The organism is Nonomuraea sp. NPDC049400, assembly GCF_044466425.1.
GTDB lineage: Bacteria > Actinomycetota > Actinomycetes > Streptosporangiales > Streptosporangiaceae > Nonomuraea.
Window position 1 is genome coordinate 61,578 of record NZ_JBITMP010000032.1, and the last position, 22,882, is coordinate 84,459.

The following is a 22,882-nucleotide window of genomic DNA, read 5'->3' on the forward strand; positions in this document are numbered from 1 at the left end:
GCGTCAGACTCGGTGGCGCGACAGGTGGTCCAGGACCGACTGGTTGGCCTCCCAGCCGTCCGGGAACTTGACCGGCACGCCCAGCTGCACCGGCTCCGCCGACGGGTGGGCGTCCAGGAGCTCCGCGATCCCCGCCCGCGCCACCACCACGCAGGCGTGCCGGTGCCGGGACGCCAGGACGCACAGCCGCCCCGACTCCAGGTGGAAGGCCGTGGCGTCGCGCCGCCCCGACAGCGGGTGCAGGACGATGGTCACGTCGTACTCGCGTCCCTGCAGCCGGTTGGCCGTGTCCACGGTGATCTCCGCGGGCACCCCGGCGGCCCGGATCGCGGCGACCTGGTCGCGGTGGGCGGCGCCGACGGCGATGCGGTCCGGCGTCACCGGGCGCTCGCCCTGCTCGGAGGAGGCCACGGCGCCCCGCTGCAGCAGCCGGGCCGCCAGCAGGGCCACCGCCTGCACCGCCTCCCCGTCCGTACGGACCGTGTGCCGGTTGGGCAGCTCCAGCAGCGCCCAGCCGGACCGTGCCGCCTCCTCCAGGGCCCGGTCGTGCACGGTCCCCATGCCGCCGGTCATCAGCTCCAGCCGCCGATCCTCGAAACCGGTCCCGGACCGGAACCCGGTGAACGGGTAGAACGCCTGCGACACCACCGGCGCCGCCGACGCGGGCAGCCGCCACGAGACCGGCAGCCGGTGCACCGGCAGGTCCGGGTTGTGCCGCAGGAGGACCGACACCGCGCTCTGCAGCGGATCCCACGACAGCCCCGACCACCGGTCACCGTCCACGATCGAGAACGGGTCGAGCTGCCCGGGGTCGCCCACGAACAGCGCCCGCTCGAACAGCCCCGCGATCCGCAGCAGCTTGTCCGAGCGCATCTGGTACGCCTCGTCCACGATCGCCCACGGCCACACCCGGTCGCCGATCCAGGCCCACTTGTCCGCGGTGGCGATGACGATGTCCGGATCGCCCAGATCCTGGATCCGGGTGCCGACCCGGACGCCGGGCAGCTCCAGCAGCCGCAGCGGCGGCACGTAGCCGCCGGCCGACAGCCGCCCCACGGTCAGGTGGGGGTGCTTGTCGGAGATGCGGGTCACGAGGTCGTCGACCTGCTCGTTCGTCTGCGCGACGATCATCAGGGGCTCGCCGGTCGCCGCGATGTGCGCCGCCGCCCGTACCACCAGCGTGGACTTGCCCGCCCCCGGCGGCGAGTCGACCACCACGCCGCGGTGCCGGGGCAGGTCGGCGAGGACGTTCCTGATGACCTGCTCCGGGCTGTCGGTCACGACCAGTCCTCCTGCGCGTCCTCGTCGTCGGGCACGTACTCCGCAGCGTTGTCTTGGGGGGGCCCGCCGTGTGTCCACGGCGTGGCCTCGGCGTCGGGGAGGTTCGGGGAGCCCTGGAAGTCGTCCGTCAGCGAGGTGTAGCAGACGTGCTCCCCGACCTCGGGCACGGCTCCCGGCGCCGCCGTCTTGCCCCTGCCCATGCCTTTGGTGATCTTCAGGGTGACCAGGCCGTCGCCGGCCTCCACCAGCTCGGCGCCCTGGTTGCGGCGTTGCGGGGTGCCCAGGGAGGTGCCGGGCGCGAGGCGTACCGGATCGTCGGTTTTGATCACCACCAGCGGGCGGAGCTTGCGCGAGCGGCCCTCGCCCTCGGTGTTGTCGGGGACGGTCTCGACGACCTCGCCCGCGAACGCCTCCCCGGTGAGCCGGTACTCGGCCATGACCAGGGGGTCGTCGTACGCGCGCTGCACGTCGTAGGCGGCCTGGGCGCGTTCCATGCGGGCCAGCTTGGCCGCGGCGGCGACCGCCCCGTCGCGCCGGGGCTGCGGCGCCGCCCCCTCGGCGATGTGCGCCGCCATGCCGCTGAACGAGCCCCGGTCCTGCTCCCACCGCTGAGCCACGCCGGCCCCCTCGGGCAGCCCGGAGAGCAGGTCGATCGCCTGCCACATGAGCCGCCACGTGGGCTCCAGCTGGGTCCGCAGCGCCTCGATGATCCGCTCGGGCGACCCGTTCTCGATCGCCGGCGCCAGCACCTCCGCGTCGAACCCCGGATCGGTCGCGGGCCCGGCGGGCGGCCAGATCAGCGGGTCCTCCGCCTCGTCGCTCGGCCCCGTGGTGATCCAGGCGAGCAACGCGGCCAGGTTGGCGTCCTCCAGGGAGCTCTGCCCGCTCGCCCAGTGCCGCGCCAGCTCCTCGGTCGCCGCCGTCATCAGCGACGAGCCCGGGTACGCCGCCCGCTCCCCGAAGTAGGTCAGCCACCGCCCCAGCAGCGGCACCACCTCCGGCACCGGATACGGGCCGTCGGCGCGGCGAAAGCGGGTCGAGCGGCCGAGCAGCCTGGTGAAGGCGACCCCGCCCGGGTTCGGGACGATGAGCTGCGGCGCGTCCAGCGCCCGCTCGTAGGGGTCGGCGTTCTTGCGCTCCACCGTCTCGGTGTCGGCCAGGAAGCTCTCGATGTACGGCAGCAGCACCCCGGCCAGCTCGGCGGCCCAGGCGAAGCGCAGGTCGCGGTTGCGCGGCTGGGGCACCACGAGCAGGTGCGGGCGTTCTCGGTCGGTGCCGAGCATGGCGGCCAGGGGAGCGGCGGCCTCGCCGGACAGCTTGAGCGGGATGAACACCATCGGCCGGTCCGACAGATGGCAGTGCCTGACGGTCGCGACGGGCTGCGCGATGCCCTCGTCCAGGGCCCGCAGCCGCGCGAGCGAGGTCAGCAGGCTCACGTCACGAACCTCCGGCGGGCGAACGAGGTCGGCGAGCTCACGTGAGGCACTCCCTGCGCAGGCGTTCGGCGTTGCGGAGCAGCCGGGCGATCTCCTCCTGCCCCTCGGCGGGGTCGCGGGCGCCGTCGGCCAGCCCGAGCGCCTCCGCCACCGAGGCCACCCCGCCCAGCTCGTCGCGCACCTGCCGGCCGAGCAGGTCGGACGCCCCCTCCTGCCGGGCCTCGTCCCGGCAGAAGAAGCACATGTCGCACGCGGACAGGCAGTCGGGCGCGTACCGGGCGGTGGTCCTGCGCAGCGCGTCGGCCAGCTCGGCCACGGGCCGCGTGGGCCGGCCGTCCTCGCCGGGCCGCAGGTCGAACGTGAGGTCGTCGGGCAGCCCTTCGAGCAGCCGGTCCAGCGTGGTCATCCGGGTGAGCTGGCGGCGCAGCACCGCCAGCTGCTTGCGCACGTCGACCAGGGTCGCGACGGGCCGGTTGGCGAAGTTCTCCGGGCAGACCAGCACCACGTCGTGCGAGACCTTCAGCGGGTCGTGGCCGAGCTCCTCCAGCAGCGTGCGCAGCGCCAGAACGTACACCGCCGCCTGCCGCGCGGCCGCCGCCACCGCCGACGGGTTGGCCTGCCCGTCGATCACGGCGAACGACTTGATCTCCACGATGTGGAACCGGCCGCCGAGCTGGAAGGCCACCACATCGGGCTCCAGGTAGGCGGTGTGACCGGAGATCTCCAGGGTGAGCAGCGGGTGGTCGTACAGCGTGCCCGCGTCCTGGCCCTCGCGCGCCGCGCGGTCGATCAGCGCGCGGGTGTGGGCGTGGCGCAGGTGGGCGCCGACGTTCTCGACGTCGTGGTAGGCGACCTCGGCGACCGGCAGGTTCAGCAGCTCGCGCAGCATGCGCAGCAGCTCCGCGCACCCGTCGGCCTTGACCAGCGCCTCGAACACGTTGCCGCGCGTGATCGCGAACGGCGACTGCCCGAACGGTGCGGGAAAGCCCAGATGCCGGGCCGCGGCGTCCTTGTCGATGCCGGCGCCGTCGAGGAGGGCCCGGCGGGTGCAGCCGGGGTTGGCGGCCAGGGCCGCGATGGCGCGGGCGTCGTGCGGCCGCGGCGGCGTCGTGCCCCGCAACGCGTCGAGCCGCTGTATGTGGTCGCCTTCGCGCTTCAAGCCGCTCACTCCGCCTTCTCCTTCTTGATCGTGCTCAGCGTAGCGGCGCCGAACAGGCGAGCTGTGTCACCGAGCTGCGCCGCGGCGCGTTTGGCCAGCTCGGCGCGATCCCGCGTGTCGCGTTCGCCGTGCACGCGCAGCTCGGCGCGGGCAGCCTCGATGACCCGCTCCGGGTCGGGCGGGCCGAGCGTGCCGTCGGTGGCGCCGGGGATGTTCCTGGCCATCCGGACGAGTAACCGGTCCGCGCGCTCGTCGATCGACTCGTGCGAGGCCACCGCGATGGCGCAGGTGAGGAAGTCGACGCGCGGGCTGAGCGGGCCGACCACGCGTCGCTCCAGCGGCCAGGTGCTGAGCGTGAGCAGCCCGCGGGCGGGGGAGAGGCGGTCGGTCAGCGCGGCGCACAGATAGTACGGCCGCCCGTGCGGCGAGGACCTGAACGAGCGCTCCTCGTCCCTGCGCAGGCTGGTGAGCTGGGCGCTGCGGATCGTGCCGCCGAAGAACGCGTCGCTGACGGCCACGACGAGCCGCGGCTGGGCGGCCGCCCCCAGCAGCCGCAGCCCCTGGTGGACCTGCTCGCGCACGGTCACCAGGCGGGGCGGCTCCGGCTTGGCCTCGGGCTGCTCGCCGCTCACGAGGGCGTCCCACTCCCGCTCGGCGGTACGGAGCTCGGCACGCAGGGCGCGCGCGGTGGCGCCGTCTCGGACCCGCATCGACTTGCGCACTCCCGCCCGTAGCTCGTCGATCCGCCGCTCGAGATCGTCCAGCCGGTCACTCATGGGGGCGAGCGTACCAACAGTCCCAGTATTTTCCAGTAATTTCGCGATTTAGAGGCAGATCTGTGATCTACGATGTAAAGGGGCCGGCCGCGGCAGCCGCAGACCGCGAACGCCGCGCCACCCGGCGGCGACCACGGACGCACGTCAACGACGTGCGCAAACGCGTGCGTAACCAGTGCGTCGGGCGGGGACGATCGCGGTGTGACTCGTGAGACTCGTCATATGGTGGGAGCCGCCGCAGGCGTGGTCGCCCTCGTGCCCGTCTACTACCTGACAGAGGCGGCCGCCAGGGCGCTGCGGACCGGCAGCGCCACGTTCGGGCCCGCTCCCGCGGCGCTCGCCTACCTGGCGGCGGTGGCCGTCATCGTCACCGTGCTGACCGCCTGGCCCGCCGCCGCACTCGGCTGCGGCATCCCGCTGGTCGCCGCGGGCGCCGTGTTCGCGCTCGACCTGAACGCCGCGCTGGGCGTGGCGGGAAGCCTGCCATGGGCGCGGGCGGGCGGGCTGCCGTGGTCGCAACCGGACGGCGCGCCCTGGGCGGAGTTCGCCGAGCCGCCCGGCACCATGGCGGGCATGACCGGCCTCTACACGATCATCGGCGCGCTGCTGGTGCTGTCGGCGCTGCTGCCCGGCCGGTTGCGCTCCCTCTTGAGCGAGTGAGGAGCGTGATCCGGTGAGGGCGCGCGATCGGCGGCGTCCTATCCTGGGCGGGTGAGCAGACGGGACCCGGACCGGCGCAGGGCGCTGCTCGACGCCGCCGACCGGGCCATCCTGGCCCAGGGCCCCGAGGTCTCGATGGCGGCCATCGCCGCGGAGGCCGGCATCACCAAGCCCATCCTCTACCGCCACTTCGGCGACAAGAGCGGCCTCTTGCAGGCCCTGGCCGACCGCCACGTCCGCACCGTGATCGCCCAGCTCCGCCCCGAGCTCGCCGCCCCCGGGGCCGACCTGCGGAGCAGGGCGCGCAGCACCATCGGCGTCTACCTCGACCTGATCTCGGCCAACCGCGACCTCTACCGGTTCCTGTTCCACCGGGCCAGCGCCGAGGACTCCAGGATCCGCTCGCACATGACGGCCCTCGTCAGGGGCCTGGGGGAGGAGCTCGGCGGCCTGCTCGTCGCCGAGCGCGTGGTGCCCGAGCCGACGAAGGCGCAGGTGCTCGGGCACGCTTTCGTCGGCATGGTGCAGACGACCTGCGACTGGTGGCTCGAGCATCCCGAGGTGGAGCGCGCGGAGGTGGTGGAGGGCCTGGTGGACGTGGTCGCCGCCGCCCTCGCCGCCGGGAGCGCCGCCGTCAGTCCCCGAAACGGGAGAGCTTCCCACGCCGCCGGGCGTACCTGAGCGCCCACGCGAACAGCCCGAGCGTGCCGGCCAGGTAGACCACGTTGAGCCCGCCCGCCCAGGCCAGCCGGTCCCAGGGCACCGCGCCGCCGGCCATGACCGTACGCATGCCCTCGAACACGTGCGAGGCCGGCAGCAGCCAGGCCGCCGCCTGCAGCGGCGCGGGCAGCACCGAGATCGGGTAGAAGATCCCAGCCAGTGGCTGTACCACGAACACCAGCGACCAGGCGATCACCTGCGCGTTCTCGCCGAAGCGGAGCACCGCCGCGATGCCGACCAGGCCGAGCGACCAGCCGAGCACGAGCAGCACCCCCATGAACGGCGCCAGCCCCACGCCCAGGCTGGTCACTCCGAACCCGTACAGGGCGAAGGCCAGCCCGGCCATCACCGCGACCGCGAAGACCACCTTGCCCAGCGAGAACAGCACGAGCCCGATCAGGTATTCGGCGCTGGACAGCGGGCTGACCTGCACGTTGAGCAGGTTGCGCGACCAGATGTCCTCCAGGAACGCGATCGAGATCTCGTTGCTGGCCTTCTGCAGCACCTGCCAGAGCAGCACCGCGCCGAGCAGGAACGCCACCACGAACGGCACCCGCTGCGCCTGCAGGAACAGCGTGACGAACCCCCACAGCACCAGCTCGACGGTCGGCCAGAACAGGATCTCGAACATCCGCACCGGGCTGCGCCGCAGGGCGGCGAAGTCGCGCCGGACCACGCCGATGATCCGCATGCGCCGCGCGGCCAGGCTCAGGGGAGGCAGGGTCAGCGAAGTCATCCGCGCGCCACCTTCAGGAACACCTCTTCCAGGTCCTCGGCCCCGTAGTGGCCGGCCAGCTCCTTCGCGCTGCCCGCCGCCACGATGAGGCCGTCCGACACGAAGTGGATGCGGTCGCACATGCGCTCGACCTCGCGCATGTTGTGCGAGGTGATGAGCATGGCGCTGCCGTTCTCCCTGGCCAGGCGGGACAGCAGGCCGCGGATGCGGTCGCCGGCGTCGGGGTCGAGGTTGGCCGTGGGCTCGTCGAGCACCAGCAGCCTGGGCGCGTTGACCAGCGCCTTGGCGAGCTGCACGCGGGTGCGCTGGCCCGACGACAGGTCCATCATCTGGCGCTTGCGCAGCGGGCCGAGCTCGAACAGCTCCGTCAGCTCCTCGACCCGGCGGCGCGGGTGGCGTACGGCGTAGAGCCTGGCGAACGCGTCGAGCACCTCGTGCACCCGCAGCACCCCGGGCAGGTCCACGTAGCTGGCGGCGAAGTTGACCTGGCTGAGCGCCTCGGTGCGGTGGCGGGCCAGGTCGAGGCCGAACAGCCTGATGCTGCCCGCGTCGGGGGTGATCAGGCCGAGCAGCATGTGGAGGGTGGTCGACTTGCCGGCGCCGTTGGGGCCGAGCAGGGCGACGACCTCGCCCTCTGCGACGGACAGGCTCAGGTCGCGCACCGCCGTGACCCCTCCGAACCGCTTCACCAGATGGGACGCTTCCAGGATGGCCACCGGTCAAGCGTGCGATTTCCGGGGCTCCCGGGGCAACGGGTTTTCTCCGAGCATGCGCAGCAGGTCCCACTCGTTCTCGCACACGCGCCGCCCGATCGCGGCCAGCTCCACCGACCGCGCGCCGCCGCGCAGGTGCCGCATGGTCTGCATGACGCAGATGACGCCCCACTTGAGCACCCCGAACGTCTCCCACCAGCGCAGCGCGTCCCGGTCGACGGGGTGGCCGCCGGCCCGCTCGTAGGAGGAGATCAGCTCGTCGTAGCCGCCGAAGCCGCCCACCGGCAGCGGCGAGCCGAACCGCCACGCCTTCACGCACAGCCACCCGAGGTCCTCGAGGGGGTCGCCGAGGTGGGCGAGCTCCCAGTCGAGCACCGCCCTGATCCCCTCGGGCCCGACGATCAGGTTGCCGTTGCGGAAGTCGCCGTGCACGACCGTACGCCGCGTGCCGGGCGGCCGGTCGGCGGCCAGCCGGCGCAGCGCCAGCTCGAACACCGGGTGCGGCTCGCCGAGCAGGTCCAGCACGTCCCGCCAGCGCCGCAGCGGGTCCTCCGCCACCGCCTCCTGCGGCAGGCAGGAGGGCGGCATCCGGTGGATCGCGGCGAGCGCCTGCCCGCACTGCGCGGCCAGCCGGGGCCTGGCGGCCGCGTAGGCGTCGTCGCGCAGGATCTTGCGCGGGATGCTCTCGCCGGGCACACGGGTCACTCGCCCCCGGAGACGACGTCGATCGCCCAGGTCTCGCGCGAGGCCCCGCCCGGCAGCCGGGCGCTGAAGGGGATCGACGCGTCCGCTCCGAACGCCTCGGAGACGATCGCCCGGAGGTCAGTCATCGCAGGCCGAACTCCCAGTTGCCGCCCGCCGCGTACTCGCCCAGGATGCGCCTCCCCACCGAGTCGATGTGCACCTCGTCGGGCCCGTCGTAGATCCGCCCGGCCCGCGCGTGCCGGTACATGCGATCCAGTGGCGTGTCAGGGGTGAGCCCGGCGGCGCCGTACACCTGGATGGCGCGGTCGATCACGTTGTGCAGCATGCGCGCCCCCACCACCTTGATCGCGCCGATCTCGACGCGGGCCTGCGAGCCCGCGTCGACCGCCTCGGCGGCGTCGAGGGTGAGCAGCCTGGCGGCCTGGATCTCGGCGTAGGAGTCGAACACGTGCTGCCGCATGAGCTGCTTCTTGGCCAGCGGCTCGCCGAACGCGGTCCGCTCCTGCAGCCTGCGGCACATCAGGTCGAACGCCCGCTGCGCCTGCCCCAGCCAGCGCATGCAGTGGAAGATCCGGCCGGGACCGAGCCGCTGCTGCGCGATGACGAAGCCGTGCCCGCGCGGTCCGAGCAGGTTGGCGGCGGGCACGCGGACGTCCTCGTACCGGACCTCGCAGTGCGCCCCGTCGAGCCCCAGCACGGGGGTCTCGCGGACGATGCGGTAGCCGGGCGTGCCGGTCGGCACGAGGATCATGGAGAACGCCAGGTGGGGCGGCGCGTCCTGCTCGGTCCTGCACATCACGGTCGTGTACGCCGCCCGCGAGGCCCCGGTCGTGAACCACTTGTGCCCGTTGATCACCCATTCGTCCCCGTCGAGCACGGCGGACGTCCTGATCTGGGTGGGGTCGCTGCTGGAGATCGCCGGCTCGGTCATGGCGAAGCTGGGCCAGATGTCACCCCGTACCAGCGGCTCGAGGTAGCGCTCGCGCTGCTCGGGCGAGGCGTGCTCGTGCAGCATCAGCGAGTCCTGCAGCGTGAACGTGCCCAGCGCGAGCTGCCCGAACTCGCTGCGCCCCTGCACCTCGTTGACGTGGACGTAGTCGAGGAACGGCAGCCCGCCGCCGCCCAGCTCGCGCGGGTGGCCGAGCGCCCACAGGCCCTCCTTCTTGGCCTCGGCCCGCAGCTCGTCGAGCGCCGCCGCCGCGCCGGGCCCGCCCGCGTGCAGCACCGGCTCGGCGGGCTCCACCCGCTCGGTCATGAACGCGTGGACGGCGTCGCGGATCGGCCGGACGCTGTCGGGTACGGCGAAGCTCATGCTCCGGATCTCACCCGAAACCAGTTGTCAGGTCAACGGTTTCAGGGCAGCCAGCTCACGCGGCCGTGCAGGAAGGCGTACCCGACGAAGGCGACGGCGTCGATCAGCGTGTGCGCCACGACCAGCGGCATGGCCCGCCCCCACCGCTGGTACAGCCGCCCGAACACCAGCCCCATCACGACATTTCCGATAAATCCGCCGAACCCCTGATAGAGGTGGTACGACCCCCGCAGCACCGACGACACCACGACGGCCTTCCACGGGCTCCATCCGGCCTGCCCCAGGCGGTGCAGCAGGTATCCGGCGACGAGCACCTCCTCCAGCACCCCGTTCTGCGCGGCCGCGAGCAGCAGCACGGGCACCTGCCACCACACCTGCGGCAGCTGCCCGGCGACCACGGTCAGGTTGACGCCCGCCGCCCACACGGCGAGGTAGAACGCCAGCCCGGTGCCGCCGATCGCCGCCGCCAGCAGCGTCCCGCGCACCGCGTCACGGGTCTTGTCCCGGAAGTCCACCCCGATCGTGCGCAGCGACTCTCCGGAGCGCACCATCAGGTACGCCACCAGCCCGACCGGCGCCACCGTGATCGCGATGTCGACGAGCTGCAGCGCCAGGTCCAGCCACGGCCGCCCGGGGGCCATCGACCCGACGAGCACCGCCTGCTGGCCCTTCAGCTCCCTGGGCGCAGTGAGCGCGCCGATCAGCCGGACGAGCGCCACGAGGCCGCTGGCGCCGAGCGAGACCGAGAACACGACGAGCACCTCGGCCCGGATGAGCTTGGGCGCGAGCACCGGGGGCGGCGCGGTGGGAGACTCAGTGCGCATGGCCGCAGATTAGCCCTTCATTGATCGGATCAAGATAAACGCCGAATTGAGAGCTTGCAGATGACACATGGCCCGCACGACGTGCCCACGGCGGCCGAGCTCGTGGCCGCCGTCCGCGACTTCCTCGAGACCGACGTGCTCCCGGCCGTGGACGGGCGGGTGCGCTTCCACACGCGCGTGGCGATCAACGTGCTCGGCATGGTGGAGCGGGAGATCCAGCTCGGGCCGGATCAGGCACGGGAGCACGCGGCACGCCTTACCGACCTGGGGGTGGCGGACGACGCCGAGCTCGCCGCCGCCATCCGCGAGGGCCGCGTGGCGGACGACGACGCGCTCGTCACGGCCCTGGAGCAGGCCGTACGCGCGAAGCTGGCGGTCGCCAACCCGGCCTACCTGGAAGAAGACTGACGGCCCGCCCCCTCGCGGTGGGGCGGGCCGTCGGCCGGATCGGGGACGGGGTGGATCAGTGGGAGCCGGTCAGATCCAGGTCCTTCACCTTCGGATCGCCTTCGTCGGCGAAGTAGTCGTCGCGGGTGGTCGCGTCCTCGCCGTCCGCCACCTTGATCGCCCGGAACAGCAGCGTGCCCAGGGCCGCCACCACCAGGTTCACGATCACCGCCAGGAATCCGGCGTAGATCGTCATCTTGGTGTCGAAGCCCAGGTTCGACAGCGCGAACGCCGAGCCGCCGAAGTGCTGCTTGCCGCTGACCGGGTTCGGGATGAGGTACAGCATCCACATGCCCGCCGCCAGGCCGGCCGCCCAGCCCGCGAGCAGGCCGCCCTTGTGGAACCAGCGCGTGTAGAGGCCCAGGGCCACCGACGGCAGTGTCTGCAGGATGATCACGCCGCCGATGAGCTGCAGGTCGATCGAGAACTGCGGGTCGAGCAGCAGGATGCAGAGCACCGCGCCCACCTTGACGACCAGCGACACGATCTTGGAGACGTTGGCCTCCTGGGCGTCGGTGGCGTTCTTGTTGAGGTACTCGCGGTAGATGTTGCGGGTGAACAGGTTCGCCGCCGCGATCGACATGATCGCCGCGGGGACGAGCGCGCCGATGCCGACGGCCGCGTACGCGACGCCCGTGAACCAGTCGGGGAACATCTTGTCGAACAGCAGGGGCACGATCGTGTTGTTGTCGGCCTTGCCGTTGGTCACCACCGGCTTGACGCCGGCCGAGATGGCCATGAAGCCGAGCAGCGCGATCAGGCCGAGCACGAAGCTGTAGGCGGGCAGCGCGGACATGTTCCGCTTGATGACGTTGCGGTTCTTCGAGGCCAGCACGCCGGTGAGGCTGTGCGGGTAGAGGAACAGCGCCAGTGCCGAGCCGAAGGCCAGCGTCACGTACTGCAGCTGGTTGTTGGCGTTCAGGAGAACGCCGTCGCCCGGTGCCGGGGTGGCGTCGAACTTGGCCTTGGCCGCGTCGAAGATCGAGTCCCAGCCACCCAGCTTGGCCGGGATGTAGATGACGGCCGCCAGGATCACGATGTAGATCAGCGTGTCCTTCACGAACGCGATCAGCGCGGGCGCCCGCAGGCCCGACTGGTAGGTGTACGCGGCCAGGATCGCGAAGGCGATGACGATCGGCAGGTGCCCGGTGATGCCCATCGCCTTCAGCACCGCCTCGATGCCGACGAGCTGGAGCGCGATGTACGGCATCGTCGCCACCAGCCCGGTGATCGCGATCACCAGCGCCAGCGTCGGGGACCCGAAGCGGGCCCGTACGAAGTCGGCAGGGGTGACGAACCCGTGCACGTGCGACACCGACCACATCCGCGCCAGCACCAGGAACACCAGCGGGTACACCACGACCGTGTACGGCAGGGCGTAGAACCCGATCGCGCCGGAGCCGAACACCAGCGCCGGCACCGCCACGAACGTGTAGGCGGTGTAGAGGTCGCCGCCCACCAGGAACCACGTGATCCAGGACCCGAAGCTGCGCCCGCCGAGCCCCCACTCGTTGAGGCTGGCCAGGTCGGTCGGCCGCCGCCACCGCGCGGCCACGAAGCCCATGACGGTGACCAGGAGGAACAGCAGCACAAAGACGACCAGCTCGGTCGTGTGCCCGCTCACTTGGTCATCCTGTAGACGATGGTCGTGGACACGACGCCGACCGCGATGAAGGCGAGCTGGAGCCAGTAGAAGAGCGGGAAGCCCAGCACGCGGGGCTCGTCGGCGTTGAACAGGAACGTCAGGAGCGGCAGCACGATGGGCAGGACCAGCAGCCAGTTCCATGGGCTGCGGTCGGTGCGCGGCTGCCCGGGTTCCCCGGTAGTCATCAACCCTCCGATGAGTGGATCAGGAGCCGTGTTGTGACCGGTTCCTGACGAATAGTCATTGGAGGGAGATTAGCTTTTCGGGGGTATTAAACCCAATGTCGTTAATATTACGGTTTGGCCTAAAATGTCACACCTGCCCGGTGAGCACCATGCCTCACCTGGGCAAACCCTATACACGCCCGATGTCGCGATCCCGCCTCCACTCGCCGAATGGTCGTTTCCCCGCGCCGAACGGTCCTGTGGTCCCCGGAGTCCGGCGGAAAAGATGACATGAGGTGTCGGGTTTCCGGGAGACGATCGGCGTCATGATTGCTTTGGTGGCGGGGGCGACCCGCGGAACGGGACGAGGCATCGCGGTCGCGCTGGGCGCGGCCGGCGCGACGGTCTACTGCACCGGCAGGAGCACGAGAGCGCAGCGCTCCGAGATGAACCGGCCGGAGACCATCGAGGAGACGGCGCAGCTGGTGACCGCCGCCGGCGGGACCGGCATCCCGGTGCAGGTCGACCACTTGGACCCCGCCCAGGTCGAGGCGCTGGCCGAGCGGGTGGAGCGCGAGCAGGGCAGGCTCGACGTGCTGGTGAACGACGTGTGGGGCGGCGACCACCTGTGGGAGTGGGACACCCCGGTCTGGAAACACGACCTGGACAAGGGACTCCGGTTGCTCAGGCTGGCGGTCGACACCCACATCATCACCAGCCGCCACCTGCTCCCGCTGCTGATCAGGAACGAGGGCGGGCTGGTCGTGGAGGTCACCGACGGCACCTGGGCCTTCAACGAGACCCGTTACCGGGAGAACGTCTACTACGACCTGGCCAAGATGTCGGTGAACCGGCTCGGGTTCGCCTGGGCGACCGAGCTGCGCCCGTACGGCGGCACCGGGGTGGCGGTCACGCCGGGCTTCCTGCGCTCGGAGGCCATGCTCGACAACTTCGGCGTCACCGAGGACAACTGGCGGGAGGCGAAGGTGGACATCGCCTGGCAGGTCTCGGAAACACCCGCGTACGTCGGCAGGGGCGTGGCGGCCATCGCCGCCGATCCGGACCGCCAGCGCTGGTCGGGCAGATCGGTGTCGAGCGAGGAGCTGGCCGAGGCGTACGGCCTCACGGACGTGGACGGCAGCCGGCCACGGGTGTGGAGCTTCATCACGGAGGTACGCGAGCCGGGCAAGGAGCTCGACCCCGCCGACTACCGGTAGAGCGCGGACATGCGGGCGGCGGCGTCGGCGACCATCGCCCGCAGCTCCGGCGGATCGAGCACCTCCGCCTCCGGCCCGAACCGGAGCACCTGCGAGTACGCCACCTGCACCGACTCCACGCCCAGCCGCACCGTCCCGTCCGGCTGGAGCGAGGCGAGGGCGTCGTCGACCGCGGCCGGGTCGGCGATGTGCCGCAGCATGCGCACCCCCCGCTCGCTGAGCCGCAACGTGACCACGTCGCGCAGCAGCGACCGGCTGAACTCCGCCGACTGCTCCGCCCAGAAGGCCGCCAGGTCGAACGAGGCATCCCGGTCGAAGGACTCCGGCAGCACGGACACCGCGCCGAACCGGGGCACCCGGAAGATCAGGAACCGGGTCCCGAGCCGCGCGGCCAGGTACCAGGTGCCCGCCTTGAGCACCAGCCCGTACGGCTCCAGCGTCCGTTCCCGCTCCTTGTAGACAGCCGAGACGCGGCGGTCGTTCCACACGGCCCTGGCCAGCGGGGCCAGGGCCGCCGGCGGCGGGTCGTCGCCGACGAACCAGCCGGGCGCGTCCAGGTGGAAGCGCTGCGCCGCGACGGCGGGCGCGTCCCGCAGCGCGGGGGAGAGCGCGGCGGCGGCCTTCAGCCGGGCCGTGGCCGCCACCTCCTCCAGCCCCATCTCCCGCAGCGCCGCCGGCACCCCCGACAGGAACAGCGCCTCCGCCTCGGCCCGGTCCAGCCCGGTCAGCCGCGTCCGGTACCCCTCCAGCAGCCGGTAACCGCCGCCCCGCCCCCGGTCGGCGTACACGGGCACGCCCGCCTCCGACAGTGCCAGCACGTCCCGGTGCACCGTGCGCTCGGAGACCTCCAGCTCCTCGGCCAGCTCGGCCGCCGTCATCCCGCCCCGGCCCTGCAACAGCAGGACCAGCGACATCAACCGCGAGGCACGCACAGCGGCAGCACCACGGCGGAGGGACGATCGGGGGAGTGGAACACCTCGACGTCGGCGGGCACCATCGCCCCGTCGCCGCCGCCCAGCGGGCCGCCGGTGCCGTGGTTGCGGGCGATCGTCGGGTACGCCCCCGCCGCCACGTGCACCCTGACCCGGTGGTCGCGCCCGAACCGGTGCGCGATCGGCCAGAGATCCACGGCGACCCTCCGTACCCCGGGACCGGCGTCCGCCATACGGCGCACGCCCTCGCACACGTTGAACGAGCGCCCGTCAGGATGCACGTCGCACACGCGCACCACCACGTCCACGTACGGCGTGCTCGACCGCACGAACAGCTCAGCCCGCACCGGCCCGATCATCTCCACGTCCGACTCCAGCGCCGCTGAACTGTACACCAGCACGTCGCGCCGCTGCTCCAGCCGCCGCTGGTCGCGCGGCCTGGAGTCGCCGAGCAGCACGGGCCCTCCGATCACGGGCGTCGGATGGGCGGGGTGGTACCGGAACCGGTCGGGCGGGGAGTCCAGCGGCCCGTCCGTCCCCAGCCCGAACCCGTGCTGCAGATGCCAGCGCTGCTCCCGCATCCCGGGCACCGGCCAGTCGGGGTAGTCACGCCACTCCTCGGCCCCCGTCACGTAGAGCCGCACGGGCTCGGCCCGCAGCCCGGTGCGGTCGCCCATCAGGTGCGCGCGGAACCAGGCCGACGCCTCGGCCATGGCGGGCCGCCCGTGCCGGGTGTCGACGTGGTACCAGGGCCCGATCGTCAGGTACGGCCGCCGCCCCGCGGCCCGCATCGCCGCGTAGTCCTTGAGCTGCCACGGCAGGAACACGTCGTACCAGCCGCCCAGCATGGTGACCGCCGCCTCCACCTCGCCCACCTTCGGGGAGAAGTCGCGCCTGTCCCAGTAGGGGGCGGCCGGGTCGGCGTGGTGGGTGAGCAGGTCCTGGTAGAACGGGAGCGGCCGCCCGGCCGAGGCCAGGTCAAGCTCCGCCAGGGGGCGTCCCGACAGGACCGCTTTGCGGGCGAGCCTGGGCGCGGTCAGCGCCGCGGCGCCGCCGAAGCGGCGCGACATGGTGTCGGTGAGCGTGGTCCAGCTCAGCGCCGACTCCAGCGCGAACGCGCCGCCCACGTAGGCGGCGTCCCTGAACTGGGAGGCGGTGATCTGCGTGGCCATGGCCTTCAGCTCCGGCCCCGCGTAGGGCGCGACGGCCCACTGTGTGTAGCCGAGGTAGGAGGGGCCGAACATCGCGAACGAGCCGCCGTACCACGGCTGCTTGCGCAGCCAGGCGACGGTGGCCAGGCCGTCGTCGTGCTCGTCGCCGAGCGGGTCGAGCAGGCCGCCGGAGCCGAAGCCGCCGCGGCAGCTCTGGATGACGACGTGGAAGCCCTGCCGGGCGAAGCCGCGGCCGTAGTACCAGCCGAACAGGCCGCGCCGGCCGTACGGGGAGCGCATCAGGATGACGGGTGCCCGCTCGGCTGCGGCCGGAGCGTAGTGGTCGGCCAGCAGCGTCACGCCGTCGGGCATCGGCACGGGAAGATCCCGCTGGAGCCGCACGCGTCTCATGTACTTACCAGTAACATATGTCGCCCGGTGTGCGGTATCCCGGGGGCGTTCGTTCCGGGTAAGGGCACCCCATGGACCCGGGTGCCCTTACCCGGGAGCCGCTACGGAGTCGCCTTGTCCGGGCGCTCCGAGATGCGGATGGCATTCACGATCGTCGCGCCCTGCCGGGTGGCGAAGCGCACGTTGAGCTGGCCGTCGGTGACCTTCACCGTGTACTGCCTGCTCACCGCCGTGTACGTGCCCGCCTCCAGGGCCAGGTCAAGCGCCGGGATCGCCAGCTGCCCCTCGACCAGCACGTCGAAGACGCGCTTGCCCGGCTGCGTGCTCTTGAGGTCGGCGAAGTCCAGCTCGACGGTGTACGTGCCGGCGGGCACGTTGTCGAACCGGTACTCCAGCATCTTCTCCCTGGCCGTCCTGAACAGCGCCTGGTCGCCGGTGCCGGCGATGGTCCTGGACGTGCTCGACGTGCTGGTCGAGGTGGCCACGTAGCCGTAGCCGCCGGCGGCGTACTTCTTGTCGGGCGTCCAGGTGTCACCGGCGCCGTCGACCAGGCTCTTGCCGGCGCCCGCGTCGATGGCCACCTGGAGCTTGGGCACCACGACCGTCACCTTGACCTCGATGGTCGGCTGCCGGCCGCTGGCCGACCGGACGAGCAGCTTGCCCGTCTTCACTGTGCCCGGCGCGACGCCGGCGCTGGAGAGCGTCGCCTTCAGCGTCACCTTCTGCCCCTTGGCCAGCTCGCCCGAGGCCGGGGTCGCGGCGAACCACGGCTCCGAGGCCACCGTGTACGGCGTGGGCGAGCCCAGGTTCGTCAGCTCCAGGGTCCGCGTGCGGGTGGACTCGGCCGGCATCACCACGGTCAGCTCGGCGGCCGACGCGCTCACCCTGCCGGTGACCAGCGCCGTGTCGATCCGCGTCACCGTGGTGGGCGCGATCGTGACGGCCTTGGTGAAGGTGCCGTAGTGGTCCTTGGCGACCACGACGTCGTAGTCGCCGGCCTGCACCTGCCCGTAGAACGAGCCGTCCTCGCCGGTCGTGAACGTGGCCACGTCGCCCACCTTCACCGTCGCCCCGGCCAGCGGCTGCCCGTCGTTGGCGTCGGTGACCGCGCCGGTGACCAGGCCGTGCCGGCTGGCCGTGAACGTCAGGCCCTGCCCGGTGGACAGCGCCGGCTGCTCGTAGGAGTACAGCATGGCGTCGGTGCCGCCCGCGTTCTCGACGCCGACGGTGGCGCTGGAGCCCTGCTCGCGCTCGCTCTCGATGTCCTTGTACCGGAAGCCGATCGAGCCGTCCTCGCCCAGCAGCGCCGAGAACGACACCCGCTGGTCGTCGGCGTTGTAGAAGCCGGCGCTGCGCCACTCCACGACGAACGTCCGGTGCGGCGCCCTGCCCGTCACCGCGGTGTAAACCCCGGCCTGCGCGTCCACGATGAGGTCATCCCAGTACGCGTAGATCGCGTTGTTCGGCGTGCTCGTGGTCGGCAGCCGGCCGTTGCTGCCGGTGGTGACCCGGTCGGTGGCGAACGTGAGGTACCCGTTCGTGCCGATCCACGCCTTGCCGTAACCCGTGCCGTAGAACGGAATCGGGAACGGCAGCGTCACCTGCTGGGCCTCGTCGTCACCGGTGAGGGCCAGCTTCTCGGTGCCCGCCACGTACGCCTGCGCGCCGCTCTTGCAGGTGTAGCCGAAGTTGTCGCCGCGCAGCGGCAGCTCGAGGTCCTTGACCACGTCGCCGGCCACCGAGACGGACGCCGTCGTGCCGCTGGCGCAGCGGGAGGACGGCGTGACCGCCAGCTCGTAGTCGCCGTGCGGCAGCGTCAGCCGGTAGCGGCCCGCCGCGTCGGTCACCGCGCTGACCGGAGTGCCGGTGGCCGCCACCGTCGCGCCCGGCTCCGGCGTGCCAGCCGTGCTGACCGTGCCGGACACCACGCCCGCCGCCTGCCTGACCATGGTCACGTCGGCGGTCGTGGACTGCCCGGCCGTGATCGTGGCCGGCGCGGTGGCCTTGTCGTGGCCGAACTTCTCCACGCTGAGCTGGTAGTCGCCCGGCAGCAGGCGCGGGATGGCGTACGTGCCGTCCTCGCCGGTCGTCACGGTGCGGCTCAGCGGCCCGGAGGCCGTGACCGCCGCCCCGGCCACGGGCGCGCCACCCGCGGTGACCGTGCCGCGCAGGTCGCCGAGGCCCTCGTGGGGCGCGGCCTGCACGGCGGCGTACGTGTCGAGCCTGCCCTCGCCCCAGATGTTGTTGTCGGTCGCGGTGCCGCCGCAGCCGGTGTCGTTGACGTCGGTCGCGGTGCTGTCGAGCAGCGGCCGGGTGGCCGCCACGTTGCCCTGCAGCCCCGGCGAGCCCGACCAGATCAGCGCGACCGTGGCCGCCACGTGCGGCGAGGCCATCGACGTGCCGGTGTAGCTGTCGTAAGAGCCGCCGGGGGTCGAGGAGCGCACGTTGACGGCCGGGGCGGCGATGTTCGGCTTGATCTCGCCGCCCTCGCCCTCGCCCTTGCTCGACCGGTTGTACAGCGCGTTGTTGATGTCGAAGCCGCCCGCGCTGTAGCTGCTCACGTAGTCGCCGGGCGAGCCGCTGGTGCGGCAGGCCGGGCCCTCGTTGCCGTTGGCGAACGCCGGGAAGATCCCGGCCGCGATCCACGCCTCGACCGTCTCCTTGTACCAGAAATCGTTCCCGGGGCCGCCCCAGGAGTTGTTGACGATGTCGGGCGCCAGATCGGGGCGCGGGTTACGGCCGCTGAGGTCCGTGGGCGCCAGGATCCACTGGCCGGCCGCCAGCAGGGAGGCGTCGGTGCAGGTGTTGCCCTCGCAGCCCTTGGCGGCGATCCACTTGGCGCCGGGCGCGACGCCGATGCCGTTCGCGCCGACCATCGTGCCCATGGTGTGGGTGCCGTGGCCGTTGTTGTCGCACGGCGTGGCCGCCGGGCAGATGCGCGCCGGGTCGAACCAGTTGTAGTCGTGGCTGAACGTGCCGCCCTGGCTCCTGCCGCGGTAGCTCTGGACCAGCTCGGGGTGGTCGAACTGGGCGCCGGAGTCGATGTGGGCGACGACGATGCCCTCGCCGCGGTTGCCCAGCTCGCTCCAGACGCGCGGGGCGTTGACCCGGTCGATGTTCCACTCGACCGCGTTGACCTTGCTTTCCGCCTTACCGGAGACGGGCTTCGGCAGGGCGTAGGTGCGGACCGGCTCGAGGCTCTCGACCTCGGGCAGCTTGGCGATCTCGCCTGCCAGCTTCTCGTCCGCGGTCACCCGCACCGCGTTGACGATCCAGTACGGGGTGTAGTCCGCGTGGCGGGAGTCCAGCAGCTTGCGCAGGCCCTCCTGCGAGGTCCTGGCCCGCTCGGTCTTCGACTCGAAGACCAGCTCGGCCTTCGCGTCCTTGGTGACGGCCCGGCGGGCGCCGCTGAGATCGGCCGCCCCCTTCATCCGGACCCAGAAAGTGGCCTTGTCGTCCTGCGCCAGCTGCGCCTGGACGGTCGCGTCTATCTTGGCGGGGTCCGGCGCCGCATGGGCTGCGGCCTGCGGGACGGATAAGCCTGCGACGACGACGATCCCGGTCAGGATCGCCCGCCAGCGGGGGGTTTCGGGCACGCGCGCCTCTCCTTCGAGACTTCCGAGATTTCGCGACAAGAGGTGATCTTCACGCCTCTGTCGAGAAGCGTGAAGAGGTCTTGTCGGGAAAGCAAGAGGTGGCGCGAAATGTAATCTGGTCAGCTGAAATGTCACCACATGGGCCGGATGCTTCGGCCCTCTACGACGCCCTAAAGCTTCGTCGCCGGCCGGTAGCCGAACTGCTTCATGATCGCCAGGAAGTAGTCCTTGATCTGCTCGGCGCCCTCGTCATCGGGATGGCTGCCGAGATGGCCCATCACCGCGCCGCTCAGGACCTCCTCCACCACGTCCACGTCCAGGTGCGCCGGGAGCTCCCCGCGGGCGCGGGCGAGGGAGAGCGCCTCGCGCACGACCGCCGCCCGCCGCCCGCCGTTGGCCTCGCGGTACGCCTTGATCAGCTCGGGATAGTCGTCGACCGTGCCGAAGACCCGGCGCAGCAGCACCCGGTTGCGCGGATCGGACAGATGCGCCGCCCAGTCGCCGAACATGTGGTCGAGATCGCGCCAGCCGGTGAAATCGGGGTCGGTGTCGTGGTGGGCCCACTGCAGGGCCTGCACGAGCAGCGCCGTCTTGTCGGCGTACCTGCGGTAGACCGTCGCCCTCGTCACGCCGGCCTGCTTGGCGACCCGCTCGATGCTGGTCTGAGCCGCGCCGTACTCGATGAGCAGGTCGAGCGCGGCCCTGAGGATGGCCAGGTCGGCCTCCTGGCTGCGCGGGCGTCCTGCGGGCCGCGGTGCTCGCGTGCCGGTCGTGCCGAGGTCGTCGGTCGTCATCATGCCTGGCGGGTCACCATCTTGTCGTAGAGGCGGTCCGGCAGGAGTCTATTGACCCACAGCAGCAGATCGGCGAGGTAGCCGACGGCGTAGCGGGGCTTCGGGTCGCGCTCGGCCACGATCCGGGCGACGGCGCGGCCCACCACGCGGGGGTCGGACGCCTTGCTGCCCGGCCCGAAACCCTCCTCGGCCTGCCGCGCCATCCACTCCGCGACCTGCGCGTACGGCCCGTGCCCCGAGATCTCCCGCAGCTGGCGCGGCGTGTCGCCCTCGAACCCGGTCTTGATGATCCCGGGCTGCACCACCACCACGCGCACGCCGAACCGGGCCACCTCCTGCCTGAGCGAGTCCGAGTACGCCTCCAGCGCGTGCTTCGAGGCGTGGTACCAGGCGCCCATCGGCAGGGAGATCTCGCCGGCGATCGAGGAGATGTTGACGATCGTGCCCGAGCGCCGCTCACGCATCTGCGGCAGCACGAGCTGGGTCAGCCGGGCCAGGCCGAAGAGGTTGACCTCGAACACCTGCCTGGCGCGCTCCAGCGGCACCTCCTCGGCGGCGCCGTGCACGGCGATGCCGGCGTTGTTCACCAGCACGTCGATGCGCTGGTGCCGGTCGAGGACGCTCCGCACGGCGCGGTCGAGGTCGGCGTCGCTGGTGACGTCCGCGCCGATCGCGTGGCCGCCGGCGGACCGGATGACGTCCATCTTCTCCACCCGCCGCGCCAGGCCGTAGACGGTGTGGCCGGCGCGCAGCAGCTCCAGCGCGGTGGCGCGGCCGATCCCGGACGACGCCCCGGTGACGAGACAGATCCGGCCGCTCATTTCGCGACATCCCAGGTGACGGGGAGGCTGTGCACGCCGTAGATGAGCATGTCGGTACGGAGCGGCACCTCGCCCGGCTCGACCGCCATCCGCAGCGACGGGAACCTCCTGAACAGCGCCGGATAGCCCGCCCGCATCTCCACCCTGGCCAGCTGCTGGCCGAGGCACTGGTGCACGCCGTGACCGAAGCCAACGTGCCCGCCGGTGTCCCGGCGCAGGTCGAGGGCGTCGGGGTCGGGGAAGCGGCTCGGGTCGCGGTTGGCGGACGGGATGGAGACGGTGACCGTCTCGCCCTTCCTGACCAGCTCGCCGTCCAGCTCGACGTCCTCCAGCGCCGTACGTACGAGGAAGGGGATGATGCTGAGGTAGCGCAGCAGCTCCTCCACCGCCTGGTCGACCCGCTCGGGCTCGTCGCGCAGGACGGCCAGCTGGCCGGGGTGGCGCAGCAGCGCGAACGTGCCCAGGGCGAGCATGTTCGCCGTCGTGTCGAGGCCGGCGCCCAGCAGCATGAACCCGATGTTGGCCAGCTCCTCGTCGGTCAGGTCGCTCTTGGTGAGGCCGCTCAGCATGTCGTCGGTGGGCGTGGCCCGCTTGGCCGTCACCAGCTCGCGCATGTGCGCCTGCATCGCCAGGAACGCGGAGACCTTCTCCTCCTGCGGGAGGTCCGGCCGCGTGAGCGCGGCGCCCTCGGCGATGAAGGCAGCCCTCTCCTCCTCGGGCACGCCCAGCAGCTCGCAGATCACCACCGCGGGGATCGGCGCCGCGAACGCCGGCACCAGGTCGGCCGGCGGGCCCTGCCGCTCCATGAGGTCGAGCTGCTCCTTGGTGATCTCCTCGATGCGCTCGGTGAGCAGGCGCATCCGGCGTACGGTGAACTCGCCGGTGAGCAGGTGGCGGTAGCGGGTGTGCTCGGGCGGGTCCATTCCGACGAACATCCCGGGAGGCGAGGGCTGGGCCGTGCCCGTGCTCCCGACGGGGACGTGCCGCAGCTCGGAGCGGGCACTGAAACGGCGGTCGGCCAGCACCTCGCGCACCAGCGCGTGGCTGGTGACGAGCCAGCCCCGGTGGCCGTCGGGGTAGGCCAGGCGGGCCATGGGACGGGTCTCGCGCAGCTTGGCGAGGTCGTCGGGCGGGTCGAACGGGGTGGGCCGCTCGGTGGGGAGGGTGATCGCCTCGGTCTCGGTCATGTGGGTCTCCTTTCAACGAATACAGTACAGCTCTGTATTGAAAGTCGCGGTACCTGGCCGCCCTCCCCGGACCGCGTTGCGCGATCATGGTCCGGCGGTTAACCTGTGTGCATGCGAAATCACGACCAGCTCCAGTGGTGGCGCCGCTCCTAGGCGGCGTGTGTTTCGCATTCCTGAACGGACGGCCGCCCCGGA

Annotated in this window: 22 protein-coding genes; 4 read left to right on the forward strand and 18 right to left on the reverse strand. The window is 71.9% G+C overall.

Translation table 11 applies throughout. The annotated features are described in order from the left end of the window. Positions 1–3 precede the first annotated feature (3 nt). The 4 genes from ACIBVN_RS38430 to ACIBVN_RS38445 are packed head-to-tail and all read right to left on the reverse strand — an operon-like array spanning position 4 to position 4,652. Positions 4–1,281 carry an AAA family ATPase gene (locus tag ACIBVN_RS38430; protein WP_397145123.1) on the reverse strand — a complete coding sequence of 426 codons (1,278 nt, stop codon included), beginning with the start codon at positions 1,279–1,281 and terminating at the stop codon, positions 4–6. Continuing rightward, entirely contained in the window at positions 1,278–2,717 is a 1,440-nt protein-coding gene (locus ACIBVN_RS38435; RefSeq protein WP_397145125.1) for a hypothetical protein, read from the reverse strand. Before ACIBVN_RS38435 ends, ACIBVN_RS38430 begins: the two co-directional genes overlap by 4 nt. Before the next feature lie 37 nt (positions 2,718–2,754). Beyond that, complete coding sequence (locus tag ACIBVN_RS38440) at positions 2,755–3,885, reverse strand: hypothetical protein (RefSeq protein ID WP_397145127.1); 1,131 nt, start codon at positions 3,883–3,885, stop codon at positions 2,755–2,757. Then, positions 3,882–4,652 (reverse strand): hypothetical protein, encoded by a 771-nt coding sequence (locus ACIBVN_RS38445; protein WP_397145129.1) that lies wholly within the window; start codon positions 4,650–4,652, stop codon positions 3,882–3,884. The genes ACIBVN_RS38440 and ACIBVN_RS38445 overlap by 4 nt, the downstream gene beginning before the upstream one ends. A 222-nt stretch (positions 4,653–4,874) precedes the next feature. Here ACIBVN_RS38445 and ACIBVN_RS38450 point away from each other — a divergent pair, with 222 nt between their 5' ends. Further along, a complete protein-coding gene (locus ACIBVN_RS38450; RefSeq protein WP_397145131.1) occupies positions 4,875–5,312 on the forward strand; it encodes a hypothetical protein in 438 nt (145 codons plus the stop codon). Between the two features lie 51 nt (positions 5,313–5,363). Continuing rightward, positions 5,364–5,993, forward strand: a complete 630-nt coding sequence (locus ACIBVN_RS38455; RefSeq protein WP_397145133.1) for a TetR/AcrR family transcriptional regulator — start codon at positions 5,364–5,366, stop codon at positions 5,991–5,993. Here the strand turns inward: ACIBVN_RS38455 and ACIBVN_RS38460 are convergent. The 6 genes from ACIBVN_RS38460 to ACIBVN_RS38485 are packed head-to-tail and all read right to left on the reverse strand — an operon-like array spanning position 5,947 to position 10,322. Beyond that, the gene (locus ACIBVN_RS38460) at positions 5,947–6,768 is read right to left on the reverse strand and encodes an ABC transporter permease (protein ID WP_397145135.1); all 822 of its coding nucleotides are present in this window, start codon (positions 6,766–6,768) and stop codon (positions 5,947–5,949) included. The genes ACIBVN_RS38455 and ACIBVN_RS38460 overlap by 47 nt on opposite strands. Next, positions 6,765–7,484 (reverse strand): ABC transporter ATP-binding protein, encoded by a 720-nt coding sequence (locus tag ACIBVN_RS38465; RefSeq protein ID WP_397145137.1) that lies wholly within the window; start codon positions 7,482–7,484, stop codon positions 6,765–6,767. Before ACIBVN_RS38465 ends, ACIBVN_RS38460 begins: the two co-directional genes overlap by 4 nt. Positions 7,485–7,487: 3 nt before the next feature. Further along, positions 7,488–8,186, reverse strand: coding sequence for a phosphotransferase family protein (locus tag ACIBVN_RS38470; protein WP_397145139.1), 699 nt, complete (start codon positions 8,184–8,186; stop codon positions 7,488–7,490). After that, positions 8,183–8,311: a hypothetical protein gene (locus ACIBVN_RS38475; protein WP_397145141.1), complete on the reverse strand. Its 129-nt coding sequence runs from the start codon at positions 8,309–8,311 to the stop codon at positions 8,183–8,185. The genes ACIBVN_RS38470 and ACIBVN_RS38475 overlap by 4 nt, the downstream gene beginning before the upstream one ends. Further along, positions 8,308–9,498: an acyl-CoA dehydrogenase family protein gene (locus ACIBVN_RS38480; RefSeq protein ID WP_397145143.1), complete on the reverse strand. Its 1,191-nt coding sequence runs from the start codon at positions 9,496–9,498 to the stop codon at positions 8,308–8,310. Before ACIBVN_RS38480 ends, ACIBVN_RS38475 begins: the two co-directional genes overlap by 4 nt. A 41-nt stretch (positions 9,499–9,539) precedes the next feature. Next, positions 9,540–10,322 (reverse strand): CPBP family intramembrane glutamic endopeptidase, encoded by a 783-nt coding sequence (locus tag ACIBVN_RS38485; RefSeq protein ID WP_397145145.1) that lies wholly within the window; start codon positions 10,320–10,322, stop codon positions 9,540–9,542. A 60-nt stretch (positions 10,323–10,382) separates the two neighbouring features. Here ACIBVN_RS38485 and ACIBVN_RS38490 point away from each other — a divergent pair, with 60 nt between their 5' ends. Continuing rightward, positions 10,383–10,730 carry a DUF6285 domain-containing protein gene (locus tag ACIBVN_RS38490; RefSeq protein ID WP_397145243.1) on the forward strand — a complete coding sequence of 116 codons (348 nt, stop codon included), beginning with the start codon at positions 10,383–10,385 and terminating at the stop codon, positions 10,728–10,730. 55 nt (positions 10,731–10,785) lie between these two features. Here the strand turns inward: ACIBVN_RS38490 and mctP are convergent, their stop codons facing one another. Then, positions 10,786–12,393, reverse strand: a complete 1,608-nt coding sequence (gene mctP / locus ACIBVN_RS38495; RefSeq protein ID WP_397145147.1) for a monocarboxylate uptake permease MctP — start codon at positions 12,391–12,393, stop codon at positions 10,786–10,788. Next, complete coding sequence (locus tag ACIBVN_RS38500; RefSeq protein WP_397145149.1) at positions 12,390–12,599, reverse strand: DUF3311 domain-containing protein; 210 nt, start codon at positions 12,597–12,599, stop codon at positions 12,390–12,392. Before ACIBVN_RS38500 ends, mctP begins: the two co-directional genes overlap by 4 nt. 305 nt (positions 12,600–12,904) lie before the next feature. Here ACIBVN_RS38500 and ACIBVN_RS38505 point away from each other — a divergent pair, with 305 nt between their 5' ends. Beyond that, the gene (locus tag ACIBVN_RS38505; protein WP_397145151.1) at positions 12,905–13,795 is read left to right on the forward strand and encodes an SDR family oxidoreductase; all 891 of its coding nucleotides are present in this window, start codon (positions 12,905–12,907) and stop codon (positions 13,793–13,795) included. Here ACIBVN_RS38505 and ACIBVN_RS38510 read toward each other — a convergent pair. The 6 genes from ACIBVN_RS38510 to ACIBVN_RS38535 all read right to left on the reverse strand — a co-directional run bounded on the left by ACIBVN_RS38510 (position 13,786) and on the right by ACIBVN_RS38535 (position 22,687). Next, on the reverse strand, positions 13,786–14,727 hold the full coding sequence (locus tag ACIBVN_RS38510) for a helix-turn-helix transcriptional regulator (protein ID WP_397145153.1): 942 nt from the start codon (positions 14,725–14,727) through the stop codon (positions 13,786–13,788). The two genes, ACIBVN_RS38505 and ACIBVN_RS38510, sit on opposite strands and share 10 nt — an antisense overlap. Continuing rightward, positions 14,709–16,289, reverse strand: a complete 1,581-nt coding sequence (locus tag ACIBVN_RS38515) for a CocE/NonD family hydrolase (RefSeq protein ID WP_397145155.1) — start codon at positions 16,287–16,289, stop codon at positions 14,709–14,711. Before ACIBVN_RS38515 ends, ACIBVN_RS38510 begins: the two co-directional genes overlap by 19 nt. A 101-nt stretch (positions 16,290–16,390) precedes the next feature. Continuing rightward, entirely contained in the window at positions 16,391–19,885 is a 3,495-nt protein-coding gene (locus tag ACIBVN_RS38520) for a S8 family serine peptidase (RefSeq protein WP_397145157.1), read from the reverse strand. Positions 19,886–20,055: 170 nt separating this feature from the next. Next, entirely contained in the window at positions 20,056–20,682 is a 627-nt protein-coding gene (locus ACIBVN_RS38525) for a TetR/AcrR family transcriptional regulator (protein ID WP_397145159.1), read from the reverse strand. After that, positions 20,679–21,500, reverse strand: coding sequence for an oxidoreductase (locus tag ACIBVN_RS38530; protein WP_397145161.1), 822 nt, complete (start codon positions 21,498–21,500; stop codon positions 20,679–20,681). The genes ACIBVN_RS38525 and ACIBVN_RS38530 overlap by 4 nt, the downstream gene beginning before the upstream one ends. Further along, positions 21,497–22,687 carry a cytochrome P450 gene (locus ACIBVN_RS38535; RefSeq protein WP_397145163.1) on the reverse strand — a complete coding sequence of 397 codons (1,191 nt, stop codon included), beginning with the start codon at positions 22,685–22,687 and terminating at the stop codon, positions 21,497–21,499. Before ACIBVN_RS38535 ends, ACIBVN_RS38530 begins: the two co-directional genes overlap by 4 nt. Between the last annotated feature and the right edge of the window lie 195 nt (positions 22,688–22,882).

Bases quoted from the DNA above. Each gene is read 5' to 3' on its own strand.
- ACIBVN_RS38445 (WP_397145129.1), bottom strand. From the start codon at position 4,652: ATGAGTGACCGGCTGGACGATCTCGAGCGGCGGATCGACGAGCTACGG.
- ACIBVN_RS38450 (WP_397145131.1), top strand. From the start codon at position 4,875: ATGGTGGGAGCCGCCGCAGGCGTGGTCGCCCTCGTGCCCGTCTACTAC.
- ACIBVN_RS38460 (WP_397145135.1), bottom strand. From the start codon at position 6,768: ATGACTTCGCTGACCCTGCCTCCCCTGAGCCTGGCCGCGCGGCGCATG.
- ACIBVN_RS38475 (WP_397145141.1), bottom strand. From the start codon at position 8,311: ATGACTGACCTCCGGGCGATCGTCTCCGAGGCGTTCGGAGCGGACGCG.
- ACIBVN_RS38480 (WP_397145143.1), bottom strand. From the start codon at position 9,498: ATGAGCTTCGCCGTACCCGACAGCGTCCGGCCGATCCGCGACGCCGTC.
- ACIBVN_RS38485 (WP_397145145.1), bottom strand. From the start codon at position 10,322: ATGCGCACTGAGTCTCCCACCGCGCCGCCCCCGGTGCTCGCGCCCAAG.
- ACIBVN_RS38490 (WP_397145243.1), top strand. From the start codon at position 10,383: ATGACACATGGCCCGCACGACGTGCCCACGGCGGCCGAGCTCGTGGCC.
- ACIBVN_RS38500 (WP_397145149.1), bottom strand. From the start codon at position 12,599: ATGACTACCGGGGAACCCGGGCAGCCGCGCACCGACCGCAGCCCATGG.
- ACIBVN_RS38505 (WP_397145151.1), top strand. From the start codon at position 12,905: ATGATTGCTTTGGTGGCGGGGGCGACCCGCGGAACGGGACGAGGCATC.
- ACIBVN_RS38515 (WP_397145155.1), bottom strand. From the start codon at position 16,289: ATGAGACGCGTGCGGCTCCAGCGGGATCTTCCCGTGCCGATGCCCGAC.
- ACIBVN_RS38525 (WP_397145159.1), bottom strand. From the start codon at position 20,682: ATGATGACGACCGACGACCTCGGCACGACCGGCACGCGAGCACCGCGG.
- ACIBVN_RS38530 (WP_397145161.1), bottom strand. From the start codon at position 21,500: ATGAGCGGCCGGATCTGTCTCGTCACCGGGGCGTCGTCCGGGATCGGC.
- ACIBVN_RS38535 (WP_397145163.1), bottom strand. From the start codon at position 22,687: ATGACCGAGACCGAGGCGATCACCCTCCCCACCGAGCGGCCCACCCCG.